The organism is Enterococcus mediterraneensis (assembly GCF_900604485.1).
GTDB classification, from domain to species: Bacteria; Bacillota; Bacilli; order Lactobacillales; family Enterococcaceae; genus Enterococcus_C; species Enterococcus_C mediterraneensis.
Genome location: NZ_UWOP01000001.1, coordinates 1,959,130 through 1,981,766, shown reverse-complemented (window position 1 = coordinate 1,981,766; position 22,637 = coordinate 1,959,130). Strand labels below are relative to the sequence as shown.

The following is a 22,637-nucleotide window of genomic DNA, read 5'->3' as shown; positions in this document are numbered from 1 at the left end:
ATCCCGCGTCAGATGGCCTCGTATTTATTTTTCAAGGCTTGAAAGCGTAGAACCCTTTATAAGCGTAACTTTATGGATATACTTTACGCCCTGCTTGATCGGCAATACCCGATTTTCGCCAGAAATAAGTATTGATTTGATCTCGCCACTCCACTGCCAGTTCTCGTTGCCATTGCAGCAACTCTTTGACATTTTGATAAGAATTCTGGTCAACATGAGGACCGATTTCTTCCCAAACAGCTTGATAGTCCTCAACTCGTTTAACACCTTCAAAATGCGTATCATAGATGTCTTGAATCAGGGTTTTGCTATTGTGTAGTCGATGCGTGTAAGGTACATGGTGAAACCATAACAACAACTCATCGGGACAAGTTGTTAAGTCATTAAAGTAATCTCGGATAGCTGGCGCATATTGTGACACGTAATCCGTTCCTGAAGTTGTTCGATCATTGCCAATACCCAGATGGTCAGAAAAATGATACGTTCCCCACCGATCATATTCATAACCATCGATATTGGGCCCATCGTGGGATCCTGGCGTCACCATAAAACCGACACCTCGAGGGGCTGTATACATGCCATAGGTTTCCCGAGAAGTCACCAAAAGATCTGCCAACTTTTTCGTTTGATCCTCAGCTAAATCGAAAGTTAAGCCAATCCAACGTTGGGCACAGTCTTGGGTGGTCAGCTGATTGTTCCAACACAGTTTGCCATAACCATAGAGATTGATTTGCATCAGCTTATGGCCAGTCCAGTTTTCTGACATGCCCACCACTCCTACGGCACAAATACCACTGTAAGCTGGTTGTGGTGAAGTGCTTTTCAATAATTCCTTCACTTGGCCTGGTACGTCTTCATTGCGACAATCAAAATCCAATGCTTCTTTCCACACGGGCAATTGATAATAAACGGCTTTTTGATGCCCCGTATATTCCTGAGTCAATTGAAACTCAATGATATGATTGGTCTTTCGCAACCCACTCAACAAAGGAGAAGTGGGCTCTCGCACTTGGAAATTCAGTGGGCCAAGCTTAATTTGTAGGCTAACATTTTCAACAAATTTCCCATCCAAAGGCATAAAATGATCATACGCTGCTTTGGCACGGTCAATGCTACGGTCCCGCCAGTTTTGCTGATGATTATAAACAAAACAACGCCATACCAAATGTCCACCATGAGGTTGCAATAGCCTGCCAAACATATTGGCCCCATCATCATGCCCACGACCATAAGCAAAAGGCCCTGGTTCCCCTTCCGAATCCGCTTTCACTACAAAGCCCCCAAAATCAGGAATATAACGATATAAAGCATCAATTTTTTCTTGCCAGAAAGCGATGACTTCTTTAGCAAGAGGATCCGCTGTTTCCAAACCACCAATCGCTTTAGGGGCGGCAAAGTTCACACTAAGGTATAGCTTAATTCCGTAAGAGCCCAAAATTTCATCAATAAGTCGCAATTCGCCAAAATGCTCCTCGCAAATGAGGGCTTTGGCTGCACCACGAACATTCACGTTATTAATTGAGATAGCATTAATTCCCACAGATGCTAAAAGACGAGCGTAGGACTCAATCAGTTGGTAATCCTTACGAAATTCATTGTCTTTAAAGAAAATGGAATCTCCGGCATAGCCTCGTTCAATTGTTCCATCCATATTATCCCAGTGATTAATCATCCGTAGCGCTTGGTCTGGCACACTTGTAAAAGAAGTGAAAGCTTCTCCCAATATCAATTTTTCATACAAGGCAAATAAGCCATAGAGTAAGCCTTTTGTCGTATTACTCTGAATAGCAACATGATTTTGCTCCCCTTTTACTCGATAGCCTTCCCTTCCCAAACACTCTTCTGTTACAAGTGAAAAGGCCAAGTCCCCTTCACTTGCTACTTCTTTTGTCAAATTCAGTAATGTGCCTACTTCTCGGCGAATACTTCTTGCCACTAAATCATCCGCAGGCAATGAGAAATGTTGAAAATAATGACTGGCTACTTTTCGTAACCAACATAAATCGCGAGTCATCAGTCCACCTAACCTTCATTAATTTTTCGTACAAGAAAAGGGGCCTAAGAAGACCCCTCATCATTTAAACGGCTTATAAATAATCGTTCAAGATATTTTTCACATATTCGATATGGCTAGATTTCAGGACTGGATCTTCATGGCTAACAGCATAATCGTATAAGCTTTCCAAGTCTTCTTCATCCTTCATGATTTTTTCGCCGAGGCCTTCGTTAAAGGAAGCATAGCGTTCTTCTTTCAAATCATCGAAGAAACGATCTTCTTTTAATTTCGCTGCATTTTTCAAACCGCGAGCGAAAGTATCCATCCCAGCAATATGAGCCAAGAACAAGTCTTCTGGTTCGAAAGCGGAACGACGTACTTTGGAGTCAAAGTTGATCCCACCAGGAGCGATACCGCCATTTTCCAAGACTTCGTACATCGCCAAAGTCACGTCCATGACATTGGTAGGGAATTCATCCGTATCCCAACCTAACAAAACATCCCCTTGGTTGGCATCCAATGAACCCAATGAATCGTAGCAACGTGCCACTGCAATTTCGTGTTCAAATGTATGACCAGCTAAAGTAGCATGGTTCGCTTCCAAGTTCAACTTGAAGTCGCCTTCTAAACCGTAACGTTGGATAAAGGCCATCGTAGTCGCTGCATCAAAGTCATATTGATGTTTTGAAGGTTCTTTTGGTTTTGGTTCCAACAAGAACTGTGGTTTGTGACCAATTTTTTCACCATAAGCAATCGCCATTTTGAAAAGACGAGCTATATTGTCTTGTTCAAGTTTCATGTTGGTATTCAGTAAAGTTTCGTATCCTTCACGGCCACCCCAGAAGACATAGTTTTCACCGCCAAGTTTTTTGGAGATGTCTAAGCCTTTTTTCACTTGTGCTGCAGCAATCGCATAAACTTCAGCGTTATTTGTTGAAGCCGCGCCGTTAACAAAACGTGGATTAGAAAACATGTTGGCAGTGTTCCAAAGCAATTTAATCCCTGTTTGATCCATTTTTTCTTTGATCAAGTCAGTAATTTCATCAACATTTGCAAAGAATTCTTCTAAGCTATCGCCTTCTGGTGCGATATCTACATCATGGAAACAGAAGTATTCTGCGCCTAATTTTTCGCAAATTTCAAAGAAGGCTTCTACCCGATTTTTGGCAGTTTCCATTGGCGTTTCACCAAACCAAGGGCGTTGGTTGACTGGATTACCAAATGGATCCGAACCATCTTGAGTCATTGTATGCCAATAAGCAATGGCAAAACGAAGATGATCCTTCATTTTTTTGCCCATCACTACTTCATCTGGATTGTAGTGGCGGAATGCAAACATATTTTTTGTGTCTGTGCCTTCATATTGAATCTTGTCGATACTTGGAAAATAACTCATTGAGAATCCCTCCATCAAATAGGTTGTTTAGTTTAACTAACTAACTCTATTAAAGAATAGCGCAACCTTTTTTAAATGTCAACCGCTTTCACGTATCTTTTTTTCAGTTTTTTTAAAGAAATGCGCTACTCCCACAGCTACCTTCATCCCCTCCTATTAATTAGAAAACAAGATTGCCTTGCTACCGGAGAATCAGCCGGATTGTAGACTTGGTATTATGGAGTTTCCACTTGTGAAAACTTTATAATACCAAGTCTAAAAAAAGGCAAGCCCTCTTTCAAGGTTGCTTGCCTTTACGCTTTTGTATTTAAGCTTGCTAGAAAAGTTGATTACTCCACCTTAGCCGGCTTTTCCTGATGCATCCAAGCTGGCAAATGAAATTCTTGTACGATACCGATGAGTTGTCCTGAAAGTATGACTGTCAGCAATGAAAAACCAATGCGATTCAAGGGAATATAGCTCAAAGACAATACCAAGACGACCAAATCACTAGCAAGGTAGGCCCACTGAATTTTCATTTTAAAAACTTTGGCAATACTCATGGCCATAGCATCATCTCCACCCGGGGCACCACCTGCTCGAACACAAAGCCCACAGCCAACCCCGACAAAGATAGCTCCTACTACTGCTGCCAAAAGGGGCGTATCACCGATATGGGGCCAAAAAGGTCCGATTGCTTCAAAAAGACTATAGCTAGCAGAAAAACCCACAGAAGCGACAATGGAATAAAATATGAACTCTCGCCCTAATATTTTCCAGCCAGCCGCATAACATAACATATTGAAGATGAACCCAGTGATTGCTGGTGACAAATGAAACCAATGATCTAGTAACAGGGTCAGCCCCAGACCACCACCTTCAGTCACACCACTGAAGGAATGGATATTAAATAAGCCAAAAGATAAGATTGTACTCCCCAAAATCACCATCGCTAGTGCGCGGGGTTTAATTGTTTTTAACACAGTATTTTCCTCCAAAACAGATAAGTTATTTTTGTTGATGAATGTAACCAGCCTTATTTCACCAATTTGTACTCTTCACAAAACTGAATCAATCGCCGAACGTTTAGAAGGTATCGAGCAAGATATAACGTGACAGTAGATCAAAGAAAAAACAAAGAAAAGAGGGATAGTTAATGAGTACGGTTATTTTAGCTGAAAAACCAAGCCAGGCATTAGCCTACGCAAGTGCTTTAAAACAAAGCACCAAAAAAGACGGTTATTTTGAGATCAAAGACCCACTATTTACAGATGAAACGTTTATCACCTTTGGTTTTGGGCAGAATAAAAATGTAGGTTTTCGGCAATAGGAATTGTCGGCAATCGCCAGTTTAGATTTTATTTCTCATACGATAAGACTTGCCGGTAATCTTGAACACTTTGACATGATGAACCAGTCGGTCAAGGATCGCTGCCGCGATTTCTGGGCTTTGAAACAATTCACCCCATCGAGATAAGACGATATTTGTCGTAATAATCGTAGAGCGGTGTTCATAACGCATATTTGCATGTCAAATTGGAGGTACTTAACATGGATTTACAGCAATTGCAAAATTTTTTAATCATTGCTCAAGAAGAAAATATTACTCATGCTGCTAATTATTTACATCTTTCACAGCCGGCCCTTTCTCGACAAATTAAGGCTTTAGAAGATGAACTGGGTAAAACACTGCTAATTCGTGAATCAAAAAAAATAACGCTAACTAAAGATGGAATGCTCTTACGTAAAAGAGCTTCTGAAATTACTAATCTAGTTGCTAAAACAACGAATGAATTGACAACAGATCATAATGATTTATCTGGGGATATTTTATTAGGAGTCAGTGAAACAGACGCTATCCGTTTTATTGGTCAATGCACCAGTCAATTAATTAGTCTGCATCCTAAAGTCACACTCAAATTACGCAATGGAGATAATGAGTCCGTATTACATATGGTAAACAGTGGTTTAGTTGACATGGGCCTTTATTTTGGTGCAATTGATCAGAATATCTTCAATCATATCGAGTTGAAGACGCCAAATCTTTTTGGTGCATTAATGCAAAAAAATCATCCATTGGCAGAAAAGTCTATCCTGACACCCGACGATCTTGCCGATCAACCATTAATTCTCTATCAAAATTCGTTAGATGATAATTCCTTACCAGAATGGTTTCACCGAGAAGAAAGTGAGTTAAACATTACTGGTACATTTGGTATGTATCTTAGTGCTAAAAAGCTTGTCGAAAGTGGGCTAGGTATTGCCTTAGTATTTGATGACCTAGTTGACTACCATTCAACAAATTTAGTTTGTCTCCCACTGAAACCAGAGTTTGCAACAAGCGTAAGTTTAATTTGGAAGAAGTACCAATTTTTTTCGGAAACTACTCAAGCATTACTGACAATAATAAAAAACAAATTGGCTCAAAACAAATGACATAGGACTCATGATATGTATCTATGAATCAATTAATTCATCTAAGTAATATTGAAATAAAAGCAATTCGAACAATATTTTCTGCCGACCAAGCTGAACTCATAGGTATTGTAAGATGGAAAATATTGTAGTAAAGAACGTCACGCCCAGTATCATCGATATAGAGGATGGTAATTTCTACTTTTTTTGATGACTCCCATATTTCCCACATCAAAATATTATTTGATCTAATCCCTTTTCTTATCAGTTAAATCTGATAGATAAGTTTAGTTGACTTATTTCATCATTTATTTTTACTTCAGCATACCATCATAGAAAATAGTATTCATAAATACGTTTTTTTAGAGTTCAAACAACATAAACAACTCAATATAATTAATTATGATTAGAGATAGTTCTGATGAAATAAAATATAGCGAAAAATCTAAATATTAATTTAAACAACAAATTTGATAGGCTTTCTTGAAATGATAATTCACTAATAGTAATTAGGAGGACCTAGTAAAATCACGCCTGCAGATTGAGTTAACACAAAGAACTATGAGAAACTACTTCATATCAATACCAAATCTCTGTATTATCCCCAGCAATTTTCCGTCCTCCCATTAGAATATGTGTTATACCAACTAAAAATTTTTAAAGTTTCATCATTATGATACTCTCCCTTATGATTAACCCCGATTTCTTATGTGAATTCGTTCCTAACAACAAATAGATTTTTTTAACTTTATCTTAATACATGTTAATCAGATTCAATAATTTTCCAGTTTCTATCTTTTTGTAATCCTAATTCATACTGAAAGTAACTAGTTGTTTTTGATAAATCATCAAGATATTTTACTCCAACTTTAACTTGAACAATTTTTCCATCTTGTTCATAAACTGGATTCACCAATTCCACAAATTTCAGATTTATATTAATTGGTCGCATCGCATCATTTTCAACATAGTATTCTAGTTCCTTTTCTGATGCTGCTGGATAAAGCCTGAAAAACGTCTCTAAAAACTCGGTGATTTCTTCCGTTGTTTTGGCATCAATCCCTGAATCACTTTCTACTTGTTTTTCTTCATGCTTCGCCTTTTCTGATTTTGCAATCATTGTAGGCAAACTGGTTACAACATAATTTCCTTTTTCATCTTCAAAAATAGTCACTCGATACGCAGAAGAAACTTGCTGTGATTTTTCCCCTTCTGTAACCTTTTGATCTACCATCAATGAAACAACAAATTCTTCCGAGTGCTTTTCAACATCTAGAATTTTTACTGATTGAACTTGTGAACTAGTAGGAATATCTGCTCGAACCATATCTTGGCTTAAGGACAATCCTTCTTCCGTAAGATACTGTTCAAGATTAGTCATTCTCTTTTCAATTACTTCCTTGTCATTCTTCCATGAAAAGTATTCTTTCACAAAATCTACAGTAAAATTTTCTACTCCAGAGGTATTCACTATTTTCTCTTTCACGACCACTTTTTCATGAGTTGTATGCTGATCAATGGCCGTAAAGTTTTTATAGATTCCAAAAGCGAGACTACAAAACAGTAAAAACCAAAGGGCAAGCACCATTTTCCGATTCTTACCCACTGAAACAACCCGTTCTTTCTTCTTTTTGGGAGTCTTCTCCTTTTGATTCCGTTCAATTTTTATCTTCATTTTCCATTCCTCTTTTCTATTGTTTATATCGCCCGGCTCCAATAAGATGCTGCTGCCAATAGCTATCGGTGAGATTCGTCCAACCAACTGGGTCTCCTGCATGGAACATTCGATTGTCTCCTGCATAAATGCCCACATGAGTTACATAAGTACCGGCATCATAAGTCGAATGAAAGAAAACCAAATCTCCTGGTTTGGCATCTTTTAAATCAATATGGGTCATGGCATCATATTGATCCTGAGCCACCCGAGGAAGTTTCAGACCAACTTTGGCATAACACCATTGAGTCAAACCACTACAATCAAACCCCGTTTCTGGACTTGATCCACCAAAGACATAAGCAGTACCTTCATACTTAAACGCCTCGTCAAAAATCCCTTGGACCGTCTTATCATCAAACTGTGTCGTGGTCAGGTATTGCTTCACTAATAAGCAATAAAACATATTGCCATAGTTATACCGCCACCCACCATTTTCCTTAATCGCGATAGGATTGGGGTAATCAACTTTTTGACCGCCCGATTTTTCCTTCGAAAAAGATTCGGCTAAAGCAAAACTGTGCTTCTTCCCGTTTTTCGCGACATAATCTAGATACCCGTCACCATAGTTATAAGCTTGAATAATACTATACTGATCGCATCCTAATTCTTTGGAACGCTTAACCAAAGACGCAAAATAGAGGCACCCTTGTTTGATGGATGCCTCTGTACTTAATGAATTCGGTGGTAACCCTGCTGACTCAGAACTTTGCATAACGTCTTCCATTGTGCCACCAGATTCGACTTGAATAATCGCCAAAAGAATCGGGACATATTCTGAGATGTTTGATTCTTTGGCATATTTTTCCACCATTACACGGTGTTGCAAAACTTCTTCTGAGACACTACTATCTCCAGGAGAAGTTCCAGAACTACCACTTCCTTCACTGTCCTCGCCAAACAATAAACCCACACACATCAAGATGCCCATAAAGGAGATTGTCAGGAAGGCTAACGAAATGACACTTACTTTCTTAAAGTTCATTTTTTCTCACCCGACCTTGATTTTGGACGTGGGTTCATTCCTTTTTGTACTTTTTGATTAGTTTGCTTGGGCAGAGTAGACCTCTGTTTTACTTGCTGGAAAGAATTTTTCTTACTGAGTGATTGGTTTTTCTCTTTTAAAATGACTTCCTGACTAGCAAGCTTCCGTTTGATTTCAGGATTCGGATTTCCCTTCACAATCCGCTTTGGTGCTTCTTTTTTTGTTGCTCTATCCTTTTGAGGTTGGAGTTCTGTTTTTATCGGAACATTCCCCCTTCTTTTCCCATGACGATTTCCTGTTTCGTTCAATGCTTTGCGCTTTTCAGCCATTTTTTCATCTCTTCGGTGTCGTTGTTTTTCTCGCAACTCTGCTCGATTTGTTTTTTCTTGGACCAGACCACGCTTAAATTCTTCAGGGGCTGTTTTAGTTTTCTCAGTTCCTTTATGGAGGTTGTATTTCAAATTGGTTGGTGTTTTCTGTATCTGATCCCTTACTTGTTTAGTCTTATCTTTCACCAAAGCTTGAGTATCCAAAACCTTGCCGATTTTTCTCCCAGCCAAGTTCATTCGGGACTGTTTCTTATTTTTTGAGATTGGATTTTCCTTAGTCGAGTCAGATGCTACCTCGTAATCGTTAGCTAATCGTGAATTCTTTCGTAGAGAAGAACCGGATGGCTTAAATTTGGATTTTGATTGTTCCTTTGCCAACTTATTTCCGACTGCTGCACCACCACCAAAAGCCAAAGTACGTCCCACATTTCGATTAAGTTGCCGTAGCTTTCGGTTCATTAACATTTGCGGTTTTCGCATAACACGTCTTCCCATTGACTGACTATCACTACTTTGAAGGTTGAACATGCTCATAATATCGCCCAATTTGAAATAGATGCCGGAAAAGGTCACAATTTGCAGAAAAGCAACCATGAAAAATGGATAGTTAGCCGAAATATTGAAAAACATCGTAGAAATACTAAAAGCCGTTGTGATTACCAGCGTGACTCCCGCTCGCATCATAATCGTATTGAATAAGCGAATAATCGCCTTCTTGCCCAAACTCTCATAAGTCGGCAACATGGACAATAAGAAACTGATAGGAAGAAACATCGCAAAGATAATGAAGAGAATTTGCGAAAACAACATAATCCCAGTTAGAAGAAAAACAAAGAAGGAAATCCCGATATTGAACAACACCAAAAAGACCACGGTCCCTAAGCGGTTCATGGTCTTGGTAATACTGAGATTCGCATTGTCATTGTCTTCAATCTCGGCTTTGACCGCTTCTTCCCGATCATTGCCCTTATTTTCATCCGGACTCACGGATAGAATCTTATTGACCCGATCTTCGCCAATTTCTTCTATATTAGAATCATCAAATTGTAAGAGTAACCAGGGTTGTTGGACTTGAATCGAAAACAAGCTATCTCGAATCAAATCCACACTATCTTTTCCTTGGCTTTCCGAATTGGGTACAACAATCTCGGTTCCAAGGCTAAGAGCCGCTTCACTAACATCTGAACTAAAGTCATTGATTTTTGTGATATAGGTGGGCGCATACGCAATGAATGAACCCGAAAGTAGAAAGATCATCATAAAATTTAATACGGCTCGAACTGCTTTGGTAGTTTCTCGTTTGAGTAGACCTGTATACGCCACATACCCCCCTAGAGCTAAAATCATCAATAGTAGAAACCCAAAGTAAAAGCCCGTGGTCTGGAGTCCATTTTCGGTAATGCCAGCTAAGGTTTGAATGTTTTTCCCAATACTCTCAGCCGTATCCGAAATGAAATCCAACTTATAAGCTTCTTGAACAACGTAGCCTGTGGCGTTTGATAAATACAAGCTCACGGTCCAAATGAAATTCGTAATGGCATAAAGACCATACATCACGCTCTTGCCTAGACCATCACCCCAATTCCAAGGCAGCCAATCCCAAGAGCTATCCACAAAGAAATCTAGTTGATAGTTGTTCAGTGAATATTGAGAATAAAGATTTCCGGCTTCAACTGTATCATCAACCAGACCCGTTGCCTCGGCCACCGTTCCAATCAGACTGAGAAGAAGTAACATGACACAGAGACTGATTGCGATTATTCCTGCAATCCAAAAAAGTTTCTTTCTCATCTCCTCACTCCATTCTCTCTTGAACAGGTGGACGGGTATCAAAGGCATGGAAGAGTTCTTCAAAGACAGGGTGAACTTGAACTACGCCAACTCTTCCATACAAATCTTGCATCAAGCATTGGCCGTTTTCCAAATCTCGTAGGCGTTTTTGATTGCTTTCATCTTCTTGATTCAATCCAAAAAATTCCAAAGTCTTCTTAATTTCATGAATATCGGTACTACGAAACGCAAACTTCAATCCGATATTATTCTTCAAGCGTTCATCCAGTAAATCGTCACTATTTTGCGTGACAAAGTAAACCCCGGCATTCATAGCCCGCCCAGCACGAACAAGCTTATTCGATAATGTTTTCCCTTGTGCCACTTGAAGAAAACTCCACGCCTCATCCAAGTCCACAATCTTAAAAATTTCTCGGTTGCTATGGATAAAGTCCAAGGCAAAAGTCGAAATGACGATTAACATCGAAACACTAAGCAATTCCATGGTGGTATATTCTTCAAAAGTCGTTTCCGCATCCGGTAAAACCAGATCCGCCACTTGAATGATATTCAACTGCTTGTCTAAACTGATCGATTGGGTAATCGAACCATCTGAGAAAAGCAAATGGGCAAAATCATAATCGGTAAAGGACTCGATGTGATCGGCGATATTTTCCGCGACTGACGAACCCTCTTTACGCAATTCAACGATTACTTGTAATAATCCTCGTTGCTCACTTTGGGTAACGGTTCGAATGGCTTTGCGCAACACTGGAAACTTCTCCCCATCTCGACTAGAAATCCCTGTTAAAAAAGTCAGGATATCAATTGCTAAACTTTCCGAGTCCTTCTTTTTCTTCATAATCACATAAGGATCAAGTAAGCCCTGATTTTCTGGCTTACTGGTCAAGTTGAGAATATTGATTTCCTCCGCAATTTCTGGCAAGGTTTCTTTCCAACCACCTCGTTCGCCTTTTGGATCGACAATCACAGCTTGCCCACCGAACAAAACAGCATAGTAAACTAGGAGATTATTACTAAAGGATTTCCCACCACCTAGTGAACCAAGGAAAGCGGCAGCTAGCGCATTGGTAACTGAACCCTTGACTCCTTGTGAAGCCAAAGCCGGCTTGAGATAAACATTACGACCCGTATCTACATTGTAGCCAAAGTAAATTCCTTCCAATTCTCCTAGCATCTGTGTAGCTCCAAATCCAAGTCCCGCCAAAAAGTCAGAAGTAACATATTGGATATAGTCATTCATATATCGCTTACTAGAAGGTAAGAATTCTTCATGTAGCCCCATCATATCGCCAAAGGGCCGGACTAGTTTTACATTGGTATCATCATAAAAATCGAACACTTCATCACAGCGGCGCTTTAGTTCATCTACAGACTCTGCACTCACTCGAACCACATAACTCAATTTGTACATGGATTCTTTTGACTGGTCCAAGGTGGTTTCCAACTCATCCACGGAATCCAACGCATCTAGTACATTGGAATTCGTTTCATTATCGGATTGGTAAGCATGGTTGTCTAAATCTTTCAGTTCTTTTTTCTTATTGCGAACAGTAGCTAGGGCCTTTTTATTCGTCACGATTTCCACATTCATTGAAGTATCAATAGGAAAAGTAAATTGTTGTTGCTGGTAATAGAAAAGTTCTGAGGAAGGAAACTCCATTTCCCCTACAATCGTATTGATTGTCAGATACGCTACATAAGACTCATGATTTTCATGTTCAATTCGTAAGTAACGGGGCTTTTCTTCAATCAGACAACGAGTGGGACGTAATAAGTCGTAACGTTTCACCAGCGTTTCTGATTTCAGCTTTTTCTTTGGTAGTTGGAATTCATATTCTTCAAACGGTGTGCCTTTTTCACCATAGATATGTTCAATCAAATACGTCAGATCACTCGGTGTGACACGTCTGACTTTAAATCTCCGAGCTAATTTACTCTCCATTAACCTTTCTAGCTTGGTATATCGGCGAATTTCTTCATTAGATAAGGAAACAAAATCACCCATCAAATGATGATTCACTCCATAGACAAATTCTTGAAACCCAGAAAAGAAAGATTTCTTGAGGCTTTTTAGATTAACCTCTTCATCTGTCACAATTAGTTTAAAGCCAATAAAAAAGCGATAATCAATCTGACTATCGCCAATCATGGATACTAATGCATCTGTTTGTAGGTCAACTCTTTGTTTCGCTACTTCTTTGAGTCTACCGATAATTTCCTTTTTCGAGCGCTCTTGTGTGACGCGAATACTGCTTTCTGTCGCAATTTGTAAGGCATGGATCTTCCCTTCACGATTCTGTGCAATTAATTGGCGAAAGTTATCATGTACTTGATACTTCTGTTCAGGCGATAAAAAGGAATAGTTATAGGGCACTAATTCATAGTAGGCAAAACACTCGCCTTCTTGGTTAAAGACAAGATTGTTTTCGATATACTTAATCGGGTACATAGTTCACACTCCTTACAAGAGTAATGGGTTCGTCCCATCGTTTCTTTTGTTCTTTGACTTTCTTTCCTGCGAAAGTGACCTTAAACCGTAAGTGATAGCTGATAAAAGATCGTAAAAATCCTAATGGTTTCTTGCCGTCAAAGGTCTTTTGCGACATGAACCAAGTAACCGCCACCGGTATACCTAAGTATTTTAGAAATGCCCCCTCTATCATAGACAGCGGAGGCACATGGGCAAATACGATGACAAACAGCAAGGATAAAACAAACCAAGCCATCTGGTTAAAGGTCACAGGAAAAGGCAGCTGAAAGTCATTAATTGCGTAAATGACTTTTTCAACTGCCCAGATACTGGTATAGCTTTTTATTTTTTTCATGTTTTCTCCTTTCGAAAAATAAGGCAGTCATCCAAAATATAGTAAAATGACTGCCCAGAATTTATTCTAAATTTATAAAATGCTGTATTGCTTCCATGTTGTTATCTGATATAAATCCATCTAGTTTTAATACAATTTCATCAACTATTGAGTTCTTTTTCGACAATTCTTTAATATTTTCTGAAATAGTATTACTAACATTTTTTGGAAGCTTCTCATTATACAAAAACATTTTATCCGTAAATGCAGGCTTACCTCCTTCAAGAATATTAATCACTTGATTTACAATTTGTGGATTTGAAAAATAACCAGAAATTTCACACCAACCTTTCTGATTATCAGAACTCATGACTAGTACTTGTTCACAGCCGCTATTCATAACTATAGTTGAATTGTGAGTTGCTAATATAACTTGACGATATTGTTTGAGGTCTCTTAAATCTGCTACTAAATTCTTATAAATATACTGATTATCTAAGTTATCTTCAGGCTGATCGATAATGAAAGGTGAATAGTCTCCAATATATTGACTATATGATAGTAAGAATGACAGAATCGCAACTACTTTCTGTCCCATTGATAATGTATTGATATTTTGATAGTTAATTCCTCTTGTGTCAGTTGTTTCTTTGTTATTAATATTGAATTCCAAAGTGAATTGTTCACAATGATTGAAGTAATTCTTCAAAAATCTCTTTGCATACTGCTCACAACTTGGAGTAATTAGCCTCTGTCTCAAATATTTGTGAAACTCTAAAATATCCTCTTTATTTTTCAAGAACTTCAACTCAAGATCCGTTGTCTTGTTGGATGTATCAACAAAGAATTTTGAAGATGTATCATCACTAACTAGAATTTCGTAATCTTTATTATAAAAAATCCGAAGCAGCTCAATACTTCCTCCAACCTGTTCTGACCTCCAGCTAAGATAACTAGTAAGATCATCATAAGTGATTGCATATTTTTTAAAATATTCAGAACTACGATAACTAGTTACACCAAGTGCATCAAACCAGTTAAAATGCTGGTCATCAATTTCTTCTTGGGAAAATAAAATTCTCAATTTACCTTTTTGTGATTCATTATAGGAATCCAAGAGATGCCCAACATTATCCTTCCTTCTTTCTAGAATATTCACTCTCTTATCGAATTTGTTGAATAAACCTTTAAATTCTTTCCCAATATTATAAAAATTACTTCTGTTTCTTATATCTTTATTTTCAAAAAGAATCTTGTCGACAAAATCAGTAATCTCGTAATCACTACTAGCAACCCTCACTAAATCGTTCACTGTAAATTTTCTTGTCAATAATTTTTTTAGAATTTCATTTTGCCTCCGGTAAATTTCCACATTTTTACCATCATAAGTGAATACTTGAACTCTATCATTGATAGCTATTTTTCGAGTATTTTCTTCATCTTCCTCTGTATTTCGTAATGAATTTTTTGTTTCATTAAAATAATTATGGATGAAAATTTCATTGTTTTCTTGATCACTTGAATGGGAAAGAATATAGAAATCTTGCCCATGATAATGATAAACCACAGCGCAAGTACCCTGTAACAAAATTTTTCTTAAATCCTGAGGTGTCTCACAATATTGAGAAATTGCAAATCCTAATATATTTAGAAGTGTACTTTTTCCAGTACCTCTACCTCCAATAAATGCGTTCATCATGCTAGAAAACTTTAAAATTAAATAGCCCCCATCTTTACCCTTCAGAAATTCTTTACCCTCTACGTAAATTGCCTTGATATACTGATCGGGTAATCTGGGTAATTCATAGCACACTGACAAAGAAAAATCACGAAAAGCTGCTTGTAAGGTTGAGAAATTTAATTTATCCCCTTTTATATAGAAAAAATTCTGCTTCAGTTGGTTAATATGATGTGAATCATTATCTATTACAAAATTGAACTTTTGATGTGTGAGATTGAACAATCTTTCAGTCGTCCCAGCAATTTGTTTAATATCTGTAACCCCAATTATATTGAACAATCCTGAATTAAATAGTTGTTTCTTATACGTTCCACTCAAGTAATCTTTATTAAAAATATTTGATGTGTTGATATGTGCAATATAGCCGATGGCATTAATTTTATTAATCTCATTAAAGACGTCTAATGAGGTACGGATAGTACCGTCTTTACTAGATATAATATTTTTTTCAAGCCAATTTGCAAGATTTCTAATCTGATTGTTCTTCCTTCTATCTAGGATTACTACTATATGGTTTTTATCTGAACATGATATTTCAATTCCAAGTTCTAGTCTAGTTTTAACTGGATAATCCTTGCGTTCATGAAGTAGGATACCAATTGCTTCTTCCAATTTTTCAAATCCCGCAATAGTATTGTGATCCGTTACTAAACAAAATTCAATTTTTTCCATGAGGATAGTATGCCCAACTATCAAATAAGCCAAAAATTCTTTAATGTCACAAAAAATTTCAGGCATTATCTTGCATATTTCTTCACTTGAGTGATCTTTAAATACAGAGATTTCTAGATAATTCCATATTTTCATAAGATCATTTTCTGTAAAAGTTTTCCAATTATTATTTTTTTGAATTTTGAGCAAGTTTTGTGTCTCTTCATCTATTAATTTGTAATCATATGATGCAGGAGTATGAATATGAAATAGCGTTTTTCTAAATCTCCCGCCGTTCTCCGAAGTGCTTAGCGCTTTATATAACCGTGGGATAATTATCTGAGAGCTTGATTTACCTTTTGTTACTTGGGTCATATTGTCACTTCCTACTTATGTTTATCATTAAATCAATCATAGCCTTCTGATTTATCAGTAGTCAAGTCTACTTTGTATTAACCAACATATTCAAATATTCCTCGACTAGTAACCAGATAATTCCCTCCAATCTCCAAATCTCGACCACACGCATCAAAATCAATATACGTCTTCAAGTGTTCTGGTACTTCGCCAAAATCACCAGCTTCCACAATCAAATAATACGCCACATCACTCATATCATCACAGTCCGGATAATAGACAATATCATCCACATGCTCTACCATTTCCTCAAAAGAATTAAAGAAAGCATGTTGAATCTCTAAAGCAACCTCACCAATTGGCGTTCCTTCAAGTTCTTCTGCTAAACCACACAACCGATTAATCTCTTCAATTGGCGTATATTCATCAATCTCAAAAGGTAGTTCATAATCATGAATTGCATATTCCTCATATTCATTATTTAATCCAATCCGTTCTTTCACTTCATCAAAATCGACAGGTGGGGTAAACCATGCCCCCACCAACTCACCTTCATTGTATTTTCCAAGGTTCGCAATATAAACACGCATCTGTTCCATTGTGATTCCCCCTAAGCCCCGACAATTCGGTTAAACAAATTGAGTAAGACATCTTTCACACCAGAAGCATTAAAGACCAGACCTACCGCAATCAAGGCAATCACCAAAAAGCCAATCAGTTTGGAAAACTCTCGCTTAAATCCTAAAAACAAACCAATGACCACAATTGCCAGTAAAACTAAAGATTGCGCATTGGTTAAAAACCATTGATACAAATTTTGTCCGAAATTCATCTCGTCACTTTCCTTTCTTTTCCATTGCTCAGTCCGCCGCTGCACTTGCATTCATCAAGCACATCACAGTGACACCAAGTAGACTGCCACCAAATACCAGTAAAATATCTTTTATAATTCCCATAACTATTCCTCTTTTCATATAATCAGGTTTTCAATTGCCACACTTTGTTGCTCCAAAATCTTTTTGTGTCGGTCCGAGAGTCGCGCATTCTGTACCATATCCTGGATATAAGTGGTCTGATTCAACCGATCCAACTCCTTAGCCATCTTCCACGTAGGGGCGACTTGACGTCCAAGCCAATTCAAGGTTCGTTCGATAGTATAAGGTTTCGGCTCAGAGGTTAATTGGATTTCCTTGCGATTCCGCCCAATAAAGCGACCCCATCGTTCATTTAAGGGCCAGTTGGTTCGCCTTTTGCCTTCTACTTTATCCGCAAATCGCAAATAACGGTTGATAATGGAAAACGTGGTACTTTCAATGCTACGACCTTTTAACAAATCTTGAATCGCATGATAGGCACGATCGTTTTTCAACCGAATTTCAAACCGGTTCTTCGTTTCAGTTTGGTCTAATGGAATCCCTAACTTGATATACTGCTCATAATCTTTCTCGTACAAACAAAAATAAACTTCACTTTTAAGACTACCGATATATAAGGTATTGCCCATACCATCCTTTTCATCAGCTTTCAACAGTTCCCCGGAACGGTAACTTTTGAAGGTACGAAACAAGGAGATACATTCTTCCTCCTGACATTTTTTCGTTAAATCAGGAATATTCAATAGCCCCACTCGATCATTGATTGCCAAGTCTATGCGTTTCATCACGCCACCGGCTTTTAGACAATCTCCGAAAAAGTCGTACCAGCTACGCTTTTGAGCAAGTAAAAAAGTTTCAAATTGCCGACAACCTCGCCCCTTTAATTCCAAAAGAACGCCCTTATCTTCTTCATGAGACAACATCATCACAATATCGCCCATGACATATTGTTCCTGATAAGAGTAAAAGGCGTAATCCTCATGAAGCATATACTCAAATTTCAAATGGAGAATTTCTTGAATAATTTTCCGTACATCCGTTGTGGGGAAACGAATCCTTACATAGTCAAACAGTAACGTCAAAGGCAAATCGGGATTGAAACTTTCCAGTTGGTCAAAAATTTTCCTCATGGTTTTTTCTGATGGTGTAAGTAGACCTGATTCAATCTTATTGATATATTCTCTAGTCAAATTACATGCGACAGCTAATTTGTTCTGCGAAATCTTGTAATCCTTACGCTTTTCTTTCAGCAATTCCTTGCTTAAATTTCTTTTCGCCAAATAATCACCTCCTAAAGCAAAAGTGTGAAGTAATTGACGAATACTTCACACTGAATCAAATCGTTAATTTCCTTGATACACCAGCAATTCTCAATCGTTGCTTGCTTATTTTTTTGTGTTTTTGTACCCCCCTGTTAGATACGGGGGGTGAGACATCATGGCCGGCTGGCGCCGTCCATGAACAGGCACAGCACCACGGAGGATTTCTGCTTCGCAAATCCCCCGCGGTCAGCGCCTATCAGTGGTTTATTTACCTGTTATTCCGCGGTAATCCCCTCAATTTCTAGTTCTGCTTTTATCTCGAACAAGTATTGACGGATATCCGGTTCTTTCGCAAGGTCCGCAATCCGTTCAAGTTCCGTGATTACTTGATTTAGTTCAATTCGAGTATCGGTTTCCTCGTCCATTACATATGAATCACCAGGGACTTTCACCCCATTTTTTCGAATATCAAAATTGAGCCGGTATAGTTCTTCTTCCAATTCCGGATCTGACTGAATCTTGCCAATCACCCAGTAGATTTCTCCAATCAACTCATCATAAATCATCTATTTTTACCTCCTTTAATCTTCTGGCAATATCAAAAATGACCGGAACTGTTACTGAGTTTCCGGCTTGCTTATACAACTGACTATCTGAATTGACTTGAGAAGCTCGGTCAAAAGCCCAATCGGGAAATCCTTGAAGTCGCCAACACTCTCTAGGTGTTAACTTTCGAATCTGGTACTGATCCGTGACTACCGCTTGTTGGTCTCCCGTTAGCAAAGTATGCACACTTTGTTTCCCGAGACGGCCTCGGCGACTTGTGGAATTAGGAAAAGCCAGGTTCACACTGTCCCCTGGCTTCACCTCTTGATATTCTGTTTCATTTTTCCGAATCATAATCTTTGTTCCCCCTTGTTTCGTTGACAAAGTGGGAGCTGTTCCGGTTACTTCGTATACCCGATTGCCTTGTTCAAAATTTCCCGGTAACATACCCGCTACAGAAATACCATCCTTTACCGGTAGTGCGATTTTGATTCCTTCATCACCAGTTAAGGTGGGCGCTACACCATCTGAACCATAGACTTGTCCACCCATGCCTCGATTGGAAGGATTGATATTTACCAAGTTTCTGATGTTTTGATCAGATGTTGGAGCCGATCCAATGATAGGAAATACTTGTTCGGTACATGCGTCTCGAGAATGTCCGATAAGGAAGACCCGCTCACGGCTTTGGGGAACGTAGGCCTTTGAGTTAAGCACTTGCCATTCCACATCATACCCCAATCCATCCAGTGTTCGGAGGATCGTCTCGAACGTAGCCCCTCCTTCGTGATTAAGCAATCCCCGGATGTTCTCAAGGAATAGAAGCTTAGGTTGGAGAAGAGTGGCGAATCGAGCGATTTCAAAGAATAAAGTACCTCGAGTATCGGAAAATCCTTGCCGCTTTCCCGCAATTGAAAAAGCTTGGCACAGAAATCCGCCGCAAAGGATGTCCACTGGTCCGAGGGATTGAACAAACTTGTCTGATACACTTGTGATGTCATACATTTCCACCTCCTTACTTGTATCATGGATTGCCTTATAACTCCTTCGAGCAAATTCATCAATTTCACAAAAGCCAATACACTGGTGACCCGCTTGTTCCATACCTAAGCGAAAGCCGCCAATTCCGGCGAATAAATCTAAAAATCTCATAAATCACCTCAACAAAAAAGCCTAGGATTATTGATATTCTAGGCTACATCCTATTATTTTTTTCTTTCCATATGAACGGTTAATCCAGCGATGTTTCTAATTTCCTTTAAGAAATCATGCCCTTTTGGCACAAGAGGCGTATAAAATTCACTAATCACACTCCCTCCAGTATCCACATATCCTCGACCTTTGATGCGTTTCATAAAGAAATTTTTATCAACTTCGCCAAACATCATGGAATACCCGAGTTCACTCATACGTCCTAAAGCTACACGAAAGTTGAATTGATCCCGAATTCCGTCTCCCAAGTATTTCGCATCTGGTCTTTGACAAGCTAGAATCAGAAAGAAACCAGATTGACGACCTAACATCACGATTTGTTTAAGCTTATTCAAAATCACCGCACTTTCTTTTGTCGTTAACATTTCCATATAAGCCACGTATTCATCAAAGATTAAAAAGTTGGGCGGAAGTCCAAGATACGCATAATTCTCTCCTGTTTTGTAGTTGGGCATTTCTTTCATTGCCTTGCTACGAGCCATCATGCGTTCATAAAAATCTTCCACACAATCAGAAATTTCTTCCTTTTGAGAATAAACATGAGGCATTACCGTACCTAAATCAGCTAAATCTGCATTTTTGGGATCGAGGATAAACAATTCTGCATCTGACTTCAATAGTGCTTCGATAATGGTGAGGAGGAAATAGGTCTTCCCACCACCTGTCCCACCAGCAATTAACATGTGGGGCAAGGAATCATACGCCCATACTTGATTTTTCATCAATCGCAAAGCACCATTTTCTGCCACTACTTCTTCAATTCCAATTCGATTGGCAATCATATCGTATAACAAGGTGTATTCCACATAAGAGTCTTTGAGTTCTTTTTCTACTAACTCACAATACAACCCACTTTCTAACTTCTTTTCCAATTTCAAGAGTTGATCTTGATATTTTCCCAGTGAAATTTGAACGCGAATAGACAGTAAGCCATCCTTCATTCGATAATAAATTTTGGGGAAGTAACTGATACTCTCTTTGGTCCGACTACTATTCAAATCTTTGAAAAAGCCTTCACTTTGAGTTTGCTTTACTTCATACCAATGGTTTTCTAGAATCATCCGGGCTAGCTTTTGTCGATGCCACAAACTTCGCCAATGATCCTGAAAAAAGTGAATATAAAGTAACATCATAGCTCCTGAAAGAGTGAGACTTCCTAGTAAGCAGATTAACTCTTTTATGGACCAATCAATTTCACTAGTGGAAAGTGATAGCTTAGAAATATCAAATTGTCTAAGCTCTTGAAAATAAAAGACACCCATCCAACCGATGAATAAAATGATTAGCCACCCAAGAATAAAGTGATAAACCAAGTGCTGATCTCCTGCCCTTATGCGATGCCCTTTGTACATTTTGATGATTTCCACCTCCAATAAAAATTGCCCAATAGGATTTTATTGGGTAATTTCAAAAAGTTAAGCTAGTCATTTACTGCTACGGGGAGTTGCTCTGTTTCAACTAATTGTTTTAAAAAGCTTTCAATGGCGTCCGGCATTTCCACACCGATTTCTTCTAAGACTGATTCTGCTTGGCGACATAAGGTTTCATTTACTTCGACAACCATAAAGAAGGACGCTTCTTCCCCTAACCAATTCAGTACATCAAAGTCTTCTTTGGCATCGTTACCTACTTCCAGTAACCCTTGATGCATAATCAGAAACATTTTTTCATCATAGGTTAATGCGTTAGTGAGTTGTTCCTCCGTTAGTTCACCTTTGCCATATTGATCGAGACAATCTAAAATATGTTCAACATTAATTTCCATAATCTTCACCTATTTCTTTCCTTCATTTTGGTTCGCAGGATTTCCCTGATTTGGTTGTCGTTTCAAGACTAAATCATCTGCCTTAATGAACCAATTGACAGTAGTTCCTTCTCGGAAAACATAATTGGCGACCGTATCCACGATTGGATTGACCAACTCTACCTCTGCATCATAGGCAAACTCGCGTAAGGGCACATTTGCTGGGATACTAACTTGGATCATTCGACCTTGCGCGGAGGATTTCAAATTATAGGTCCGTTCTTTTACCTCGTTACTAATCGTCCCATCCTCGTTTTGTTTCCGTACTTCTCGACGTAATGCAGAAAAGCGCAACTTCCCAAACGTTAATCCTGAATCTACGACAATACCTTCTGTTAATCTCATCTTTTTTCCTCCTAAGCTTTCACTAAATCATCAACATACAACACGTAGTCGGTAAACCCACGATTCTCAATCTCATAACCTTTGGCAACCAAGTGGGGATTCACGGCTTTTAGCGGTTGATCTTGGTCAAAATCCTTTTCGCCGGCTTCCGCAGCTACCACCACTTCAATATCATCAGCCCGTTGTTTACTGGAATACAAATGATAACTGTGGCCAATCACCGTAGTATTTCGACCATATCCTTCTGTTAAAACTTCGCCTTCTCCGGCATAACTGATCTTTCCAAAGGTTTCGACCATATCTGGCACAACAAATTTCAATTCCATCTTTTTTTCCTCTTTTCATTGTTAGTTTTGAATACAAAAATAGCGCGACCACTTTTTTAGGAGGCGGTCGCGCACGTTGGTTCTTCCTATTTAGTTGTTTCATCTC

At 38.6% G+C, this 22,637-nt stretch carries 21 protein-coding genes and 2 pseudogenes; 3 read left to right on the top strand and 20 right to left on the bottom strand.

Translation table 11 applies throughout. The features are described 5' to 3' along the window. Positions 1-70: 70 nt before the first annotated feature. From EFB00_RS09740 to EFB00_RS09730, 3 genes are all read right to left on the bottom strand, one after another. Complete coding sequence (locus EFB00_RS09740; protein WP_122646624.1) at positions 71-2,014, bottom strand: alpha-glucuronidase; 1,944 nt, start codon at positions 2,012-2,014, stop codon at positions 71-73. Between the two features lie 73 nt (positions 2,015-2,087). Further along, entirely contained in the window at positions 2,088-3,392 is a 1,305-nt protein-coding gene (gene xylA, locus EFB00_RS09735) for a xylose isomerase (RefSeq protein WP_122646623.1), read from the bottom strand. A gap of 329 nt (positions 3,393-3,721) precedes the next feature. Further along, positions 3,722-4,354, bottom strand: coding sequence for a YitT family protein (locus EFB00_RS09730; protein ID WP_195907750.1), 633 nt, complete (start codon positions 4,352-4,354; stop codon positions 3,722-3,724). Positions 4,355-4,441: 87 nt separating this feature from the next. On the opposite strand from EFB00_RS09730, the pseudogene EFB00_RS13655 reads away from it, so the two are divergent. Together EFB00_RS13655 and EFB00_RS09725 are read left to right on the top strand one after the other, a co-directional pair. Further along, a pseudogene (locus EFB00_RS13655) lies at positions 4,442-4,528 on the top strand (resolvase); the annotation flags it as partial. Then, positions 4,528-4,701, top strand: a complete 174-nt coding sequence (locus EFB00_RS09725) for a hypothetical protein (protein ID WP_010747574.1) — start codon at positions 4,528-4,530, stop codon at positions 4,699-4,701. The pseudogene EFB00_RS13655 and the gene EFB00_RS09725, both read left to right, overlap by 1 nt. A 21-nt stretch (positions 4,702-4,722) precedes the next feature. On the opposite strand, the pseudogene EFB00_RS09720 reads toward EFB00_RS09725, so the two are convergent. Next, a pseudogene (locus EFB00_RS09720) lies at positions 4,723-4,893 on the bottom strand (ATP-binding protein); the annotation flags it as partial. 29 nt (positions 4,894-4,922) lie between these two features. On the opposite strand from EFB00_RS09720, the gene EFB00_RS09715 reads away from it, so the two are divergent. After that, a complete protein-coding gene (locus tag EFB00_RS09715; RefSeq protein WP_122646622.1) occupies positions 4,923-5,807 on the top strand; it encodes a LysR family transcriptional regulator in 885 nt (294 codons plus the stop codon). Between the two features lie 742 nt (positions 5,808-6,549). Here the strand turns inward: EFB00_RS09715 and EFB00_RS09710 are convergent. The 16 genes from EFB00_RS09710 to EFB00_RS09635 all read right to left on the bottom strand — a co-directional run bounded on the left by EFB00_RS09710 (position 6,550) and on the right by EFB00_RS09635 (position 22,531). Further along, on the bottom strand, positions 6,550-7,461 hold the full coding sequence (locus EFB00_RS09710; protein ID WP_122646621.1) for a conjugal transfer protein: 912 nt from the start codon (positions 7,459-7,461) through the stop codon (positions 6,550-6,552). Positions 7,462-7,477: 16 nt separating this feature from the next. Beyond that, positions 7,478-8,485 (bottom strand): bifunctional lytic transglycosylase/C40 family peptidase, encoded by a 1,008-nt coding sequence (locus EFB00_RS09705; protein WP_122646620.1) that lies wholly within the window; start codon positions 8,483-8,485, stop codon positions 7,478-7,480. Next, positions 8,482-10,605 (bottom strand): FUSC family protein, encoded by a 2,124-nt coding sequence (locus EFB00_RS09700; protein WP_122646619.1) that lies wholly within the window; start codon positions 10,603-10,605, stop codon positions 8,482-8,484. The genes EFB00_RS09705 and EFB00_RS09700 overlap by 4 nt, the downstream gene beginning before the upstream one ends. 4 nt (positions 10,606-10,609) lie before the next feature. Further along, positions 10,610-13,057: a conjugal transfer ATPase TcpF gene (gene tcpF / locus EFB00_RS09695; protein WP_122646618.1), complete on the bottom strand. Its 2,448-nt coding sequence runs from the start codon at positions 13,055-13,057 to the stop codon at positions 10,610-10,612. Beyond that, the gene (locus EFB00_RS09690; RefSeq protein WP_002297349.1) at positions 13,044-13,433 is read right to left on the bottom strand and encodes a conjugal transfer protein; all 390 of its coding nucleotides are present in this window, start codon (positions 13,431-13,433) and stop codon (positions 13,044-13,046) included. The genes tcpF and EFB00_RS09690 overlap by 14 nt, the downstream gene beginning before the upstream one ends. 61 nt (positions 13,434-13,494) lie before the next feature. Then, positions 13,495-16,179, bottom strand: coding sequence for a Spaf_1101 family AAA-like ATPase (locus tag EFB00_RS09685; RefSeq protein ID WP_122646617.1), 2,685 nt, complete (start codon positions 16,177-16,179; stop codon positions 13,495-13,497). Positions 16,180-16,256: 77 nt separating this feature from the next. Further along, complete coding sequence (locus EFB00_RS09680) at positions 16,257-16,760, bottom strand: antirestriction protein ArdA (RefSeq protein ID WP_122646616.1); 504 nt, start codon at positions 16,758-16,760, stop codon at positions 16,257-16,259. An 11-nt stretch (positions 16,761-16,771) separates the two neighbouring features. Further along, on the bottom strand, positions 16,772-16,993 hold the full coding sequence (locus EFB00_RS09675) for a hypothetical protein (protein WP_002298822.1): 222 nt from the start codon (positions 16,991-16,993) through the stop codon (positions 16,772-16,774). A 28-nt stretch (positions 16,994-17,021) separates the two neighbouring features. After that, complete coding sequence (locus EFB00_RS09670; protein WP_122646615.1) at positions 17,022-17,135, bottom strand: DUF3789 domain-containing protein; 114 nt, start codon at positions 17,133-17,135, stop codon at positions 17,022-17,024. Beyond that, positions 17,132-18,316: a MobT family relaxase gene (gene mobT, locus EFB00_RS09665; RefSeq protein WP_122646614.1), complete on the bottom strand. Its 1,185-nt coding sequence runs from the start codon at positions 18,314-18,316 to the stop codon at positions 17,132-17,134. Before mobT ends, EFB00_RS09670 begins: the two co-directional genes overlap by 4 nt. 257 nt (positions 18,317-18,573) lie before the next feature. Next, complete coding sequence (locus tag EFB00_RS09660; protein WP_122646613.1) at positions 18,574-18,864, bottom strand: hypothetical protein; 291 nt, start codon at positions 18,862-18,864, stop codon at positions 18,574-18,576. Next, complete coding sequence (locus EFB00_RS09655) at positions 18,854-19,996, bottom strand: DNA cytosine methyltransferase (protein WP_122646612.1); 1,143 nt, start codon at positions 19,994-19,996, stop codon at positions 18,854-18,856. Before EFB00_RS09655 ends, EFB00_RS09660 begins: the two co-directional genes overlap by 11 nt. Before the next feature lie 53 nt (positions 19,997-20,049). Beyond that, a complete protein-coding gene (locus EFB00_RS09650; protein ID WP_122646611.1) occupies positions 20,050-21,408 on the bottom strand; it encodes an FtsK/SpoIIIE domain-containing protein in 1,359 nt (452 codons plus the stop codon). A gap of 68 nt (positions 21,409-21,476) precedes the next feature. Next, on the bottom strand, positions 21,477-21,821 hold the full coding sequence (locus tag EFB00_RS09645) for a type II toxin-antitoxin system RelB/DinJ family antitoxin (protein ID WP_164709456.1): 345 nt from the start codon (positions 21,819-21,821) through the stop codon (positions 21,477-21,479). Positions 21,822-21,830: 9 nt separating this feature from the next. Then, positions 21,831-22,205 carry a YdcP family protein gene (locus EFB00_RS09640; protein WP_122646609.1) on the bottom strand — a complete coding sequence of 125 codons (375 nt, stop codon included), beginning with the start codon at positions 22,203-22,205 and terminating at the stop codon, positions 21,831-21,833. Positions 22,206-22,216: 11 nt separating this feature from the next. Beyond that, positions 22,217-22,531, bottom strand: a complete 315-nt coding sequence (locus tag EFB00_RS09635) for a YdcP family protein (protein ID WP_122646608.1) — start codon at positions 22,529-22,531, stop codon at positions 22,217-22,219. Between the last annotated feature and the right edge of the window lie 106 nt (positions 22,532-22,637).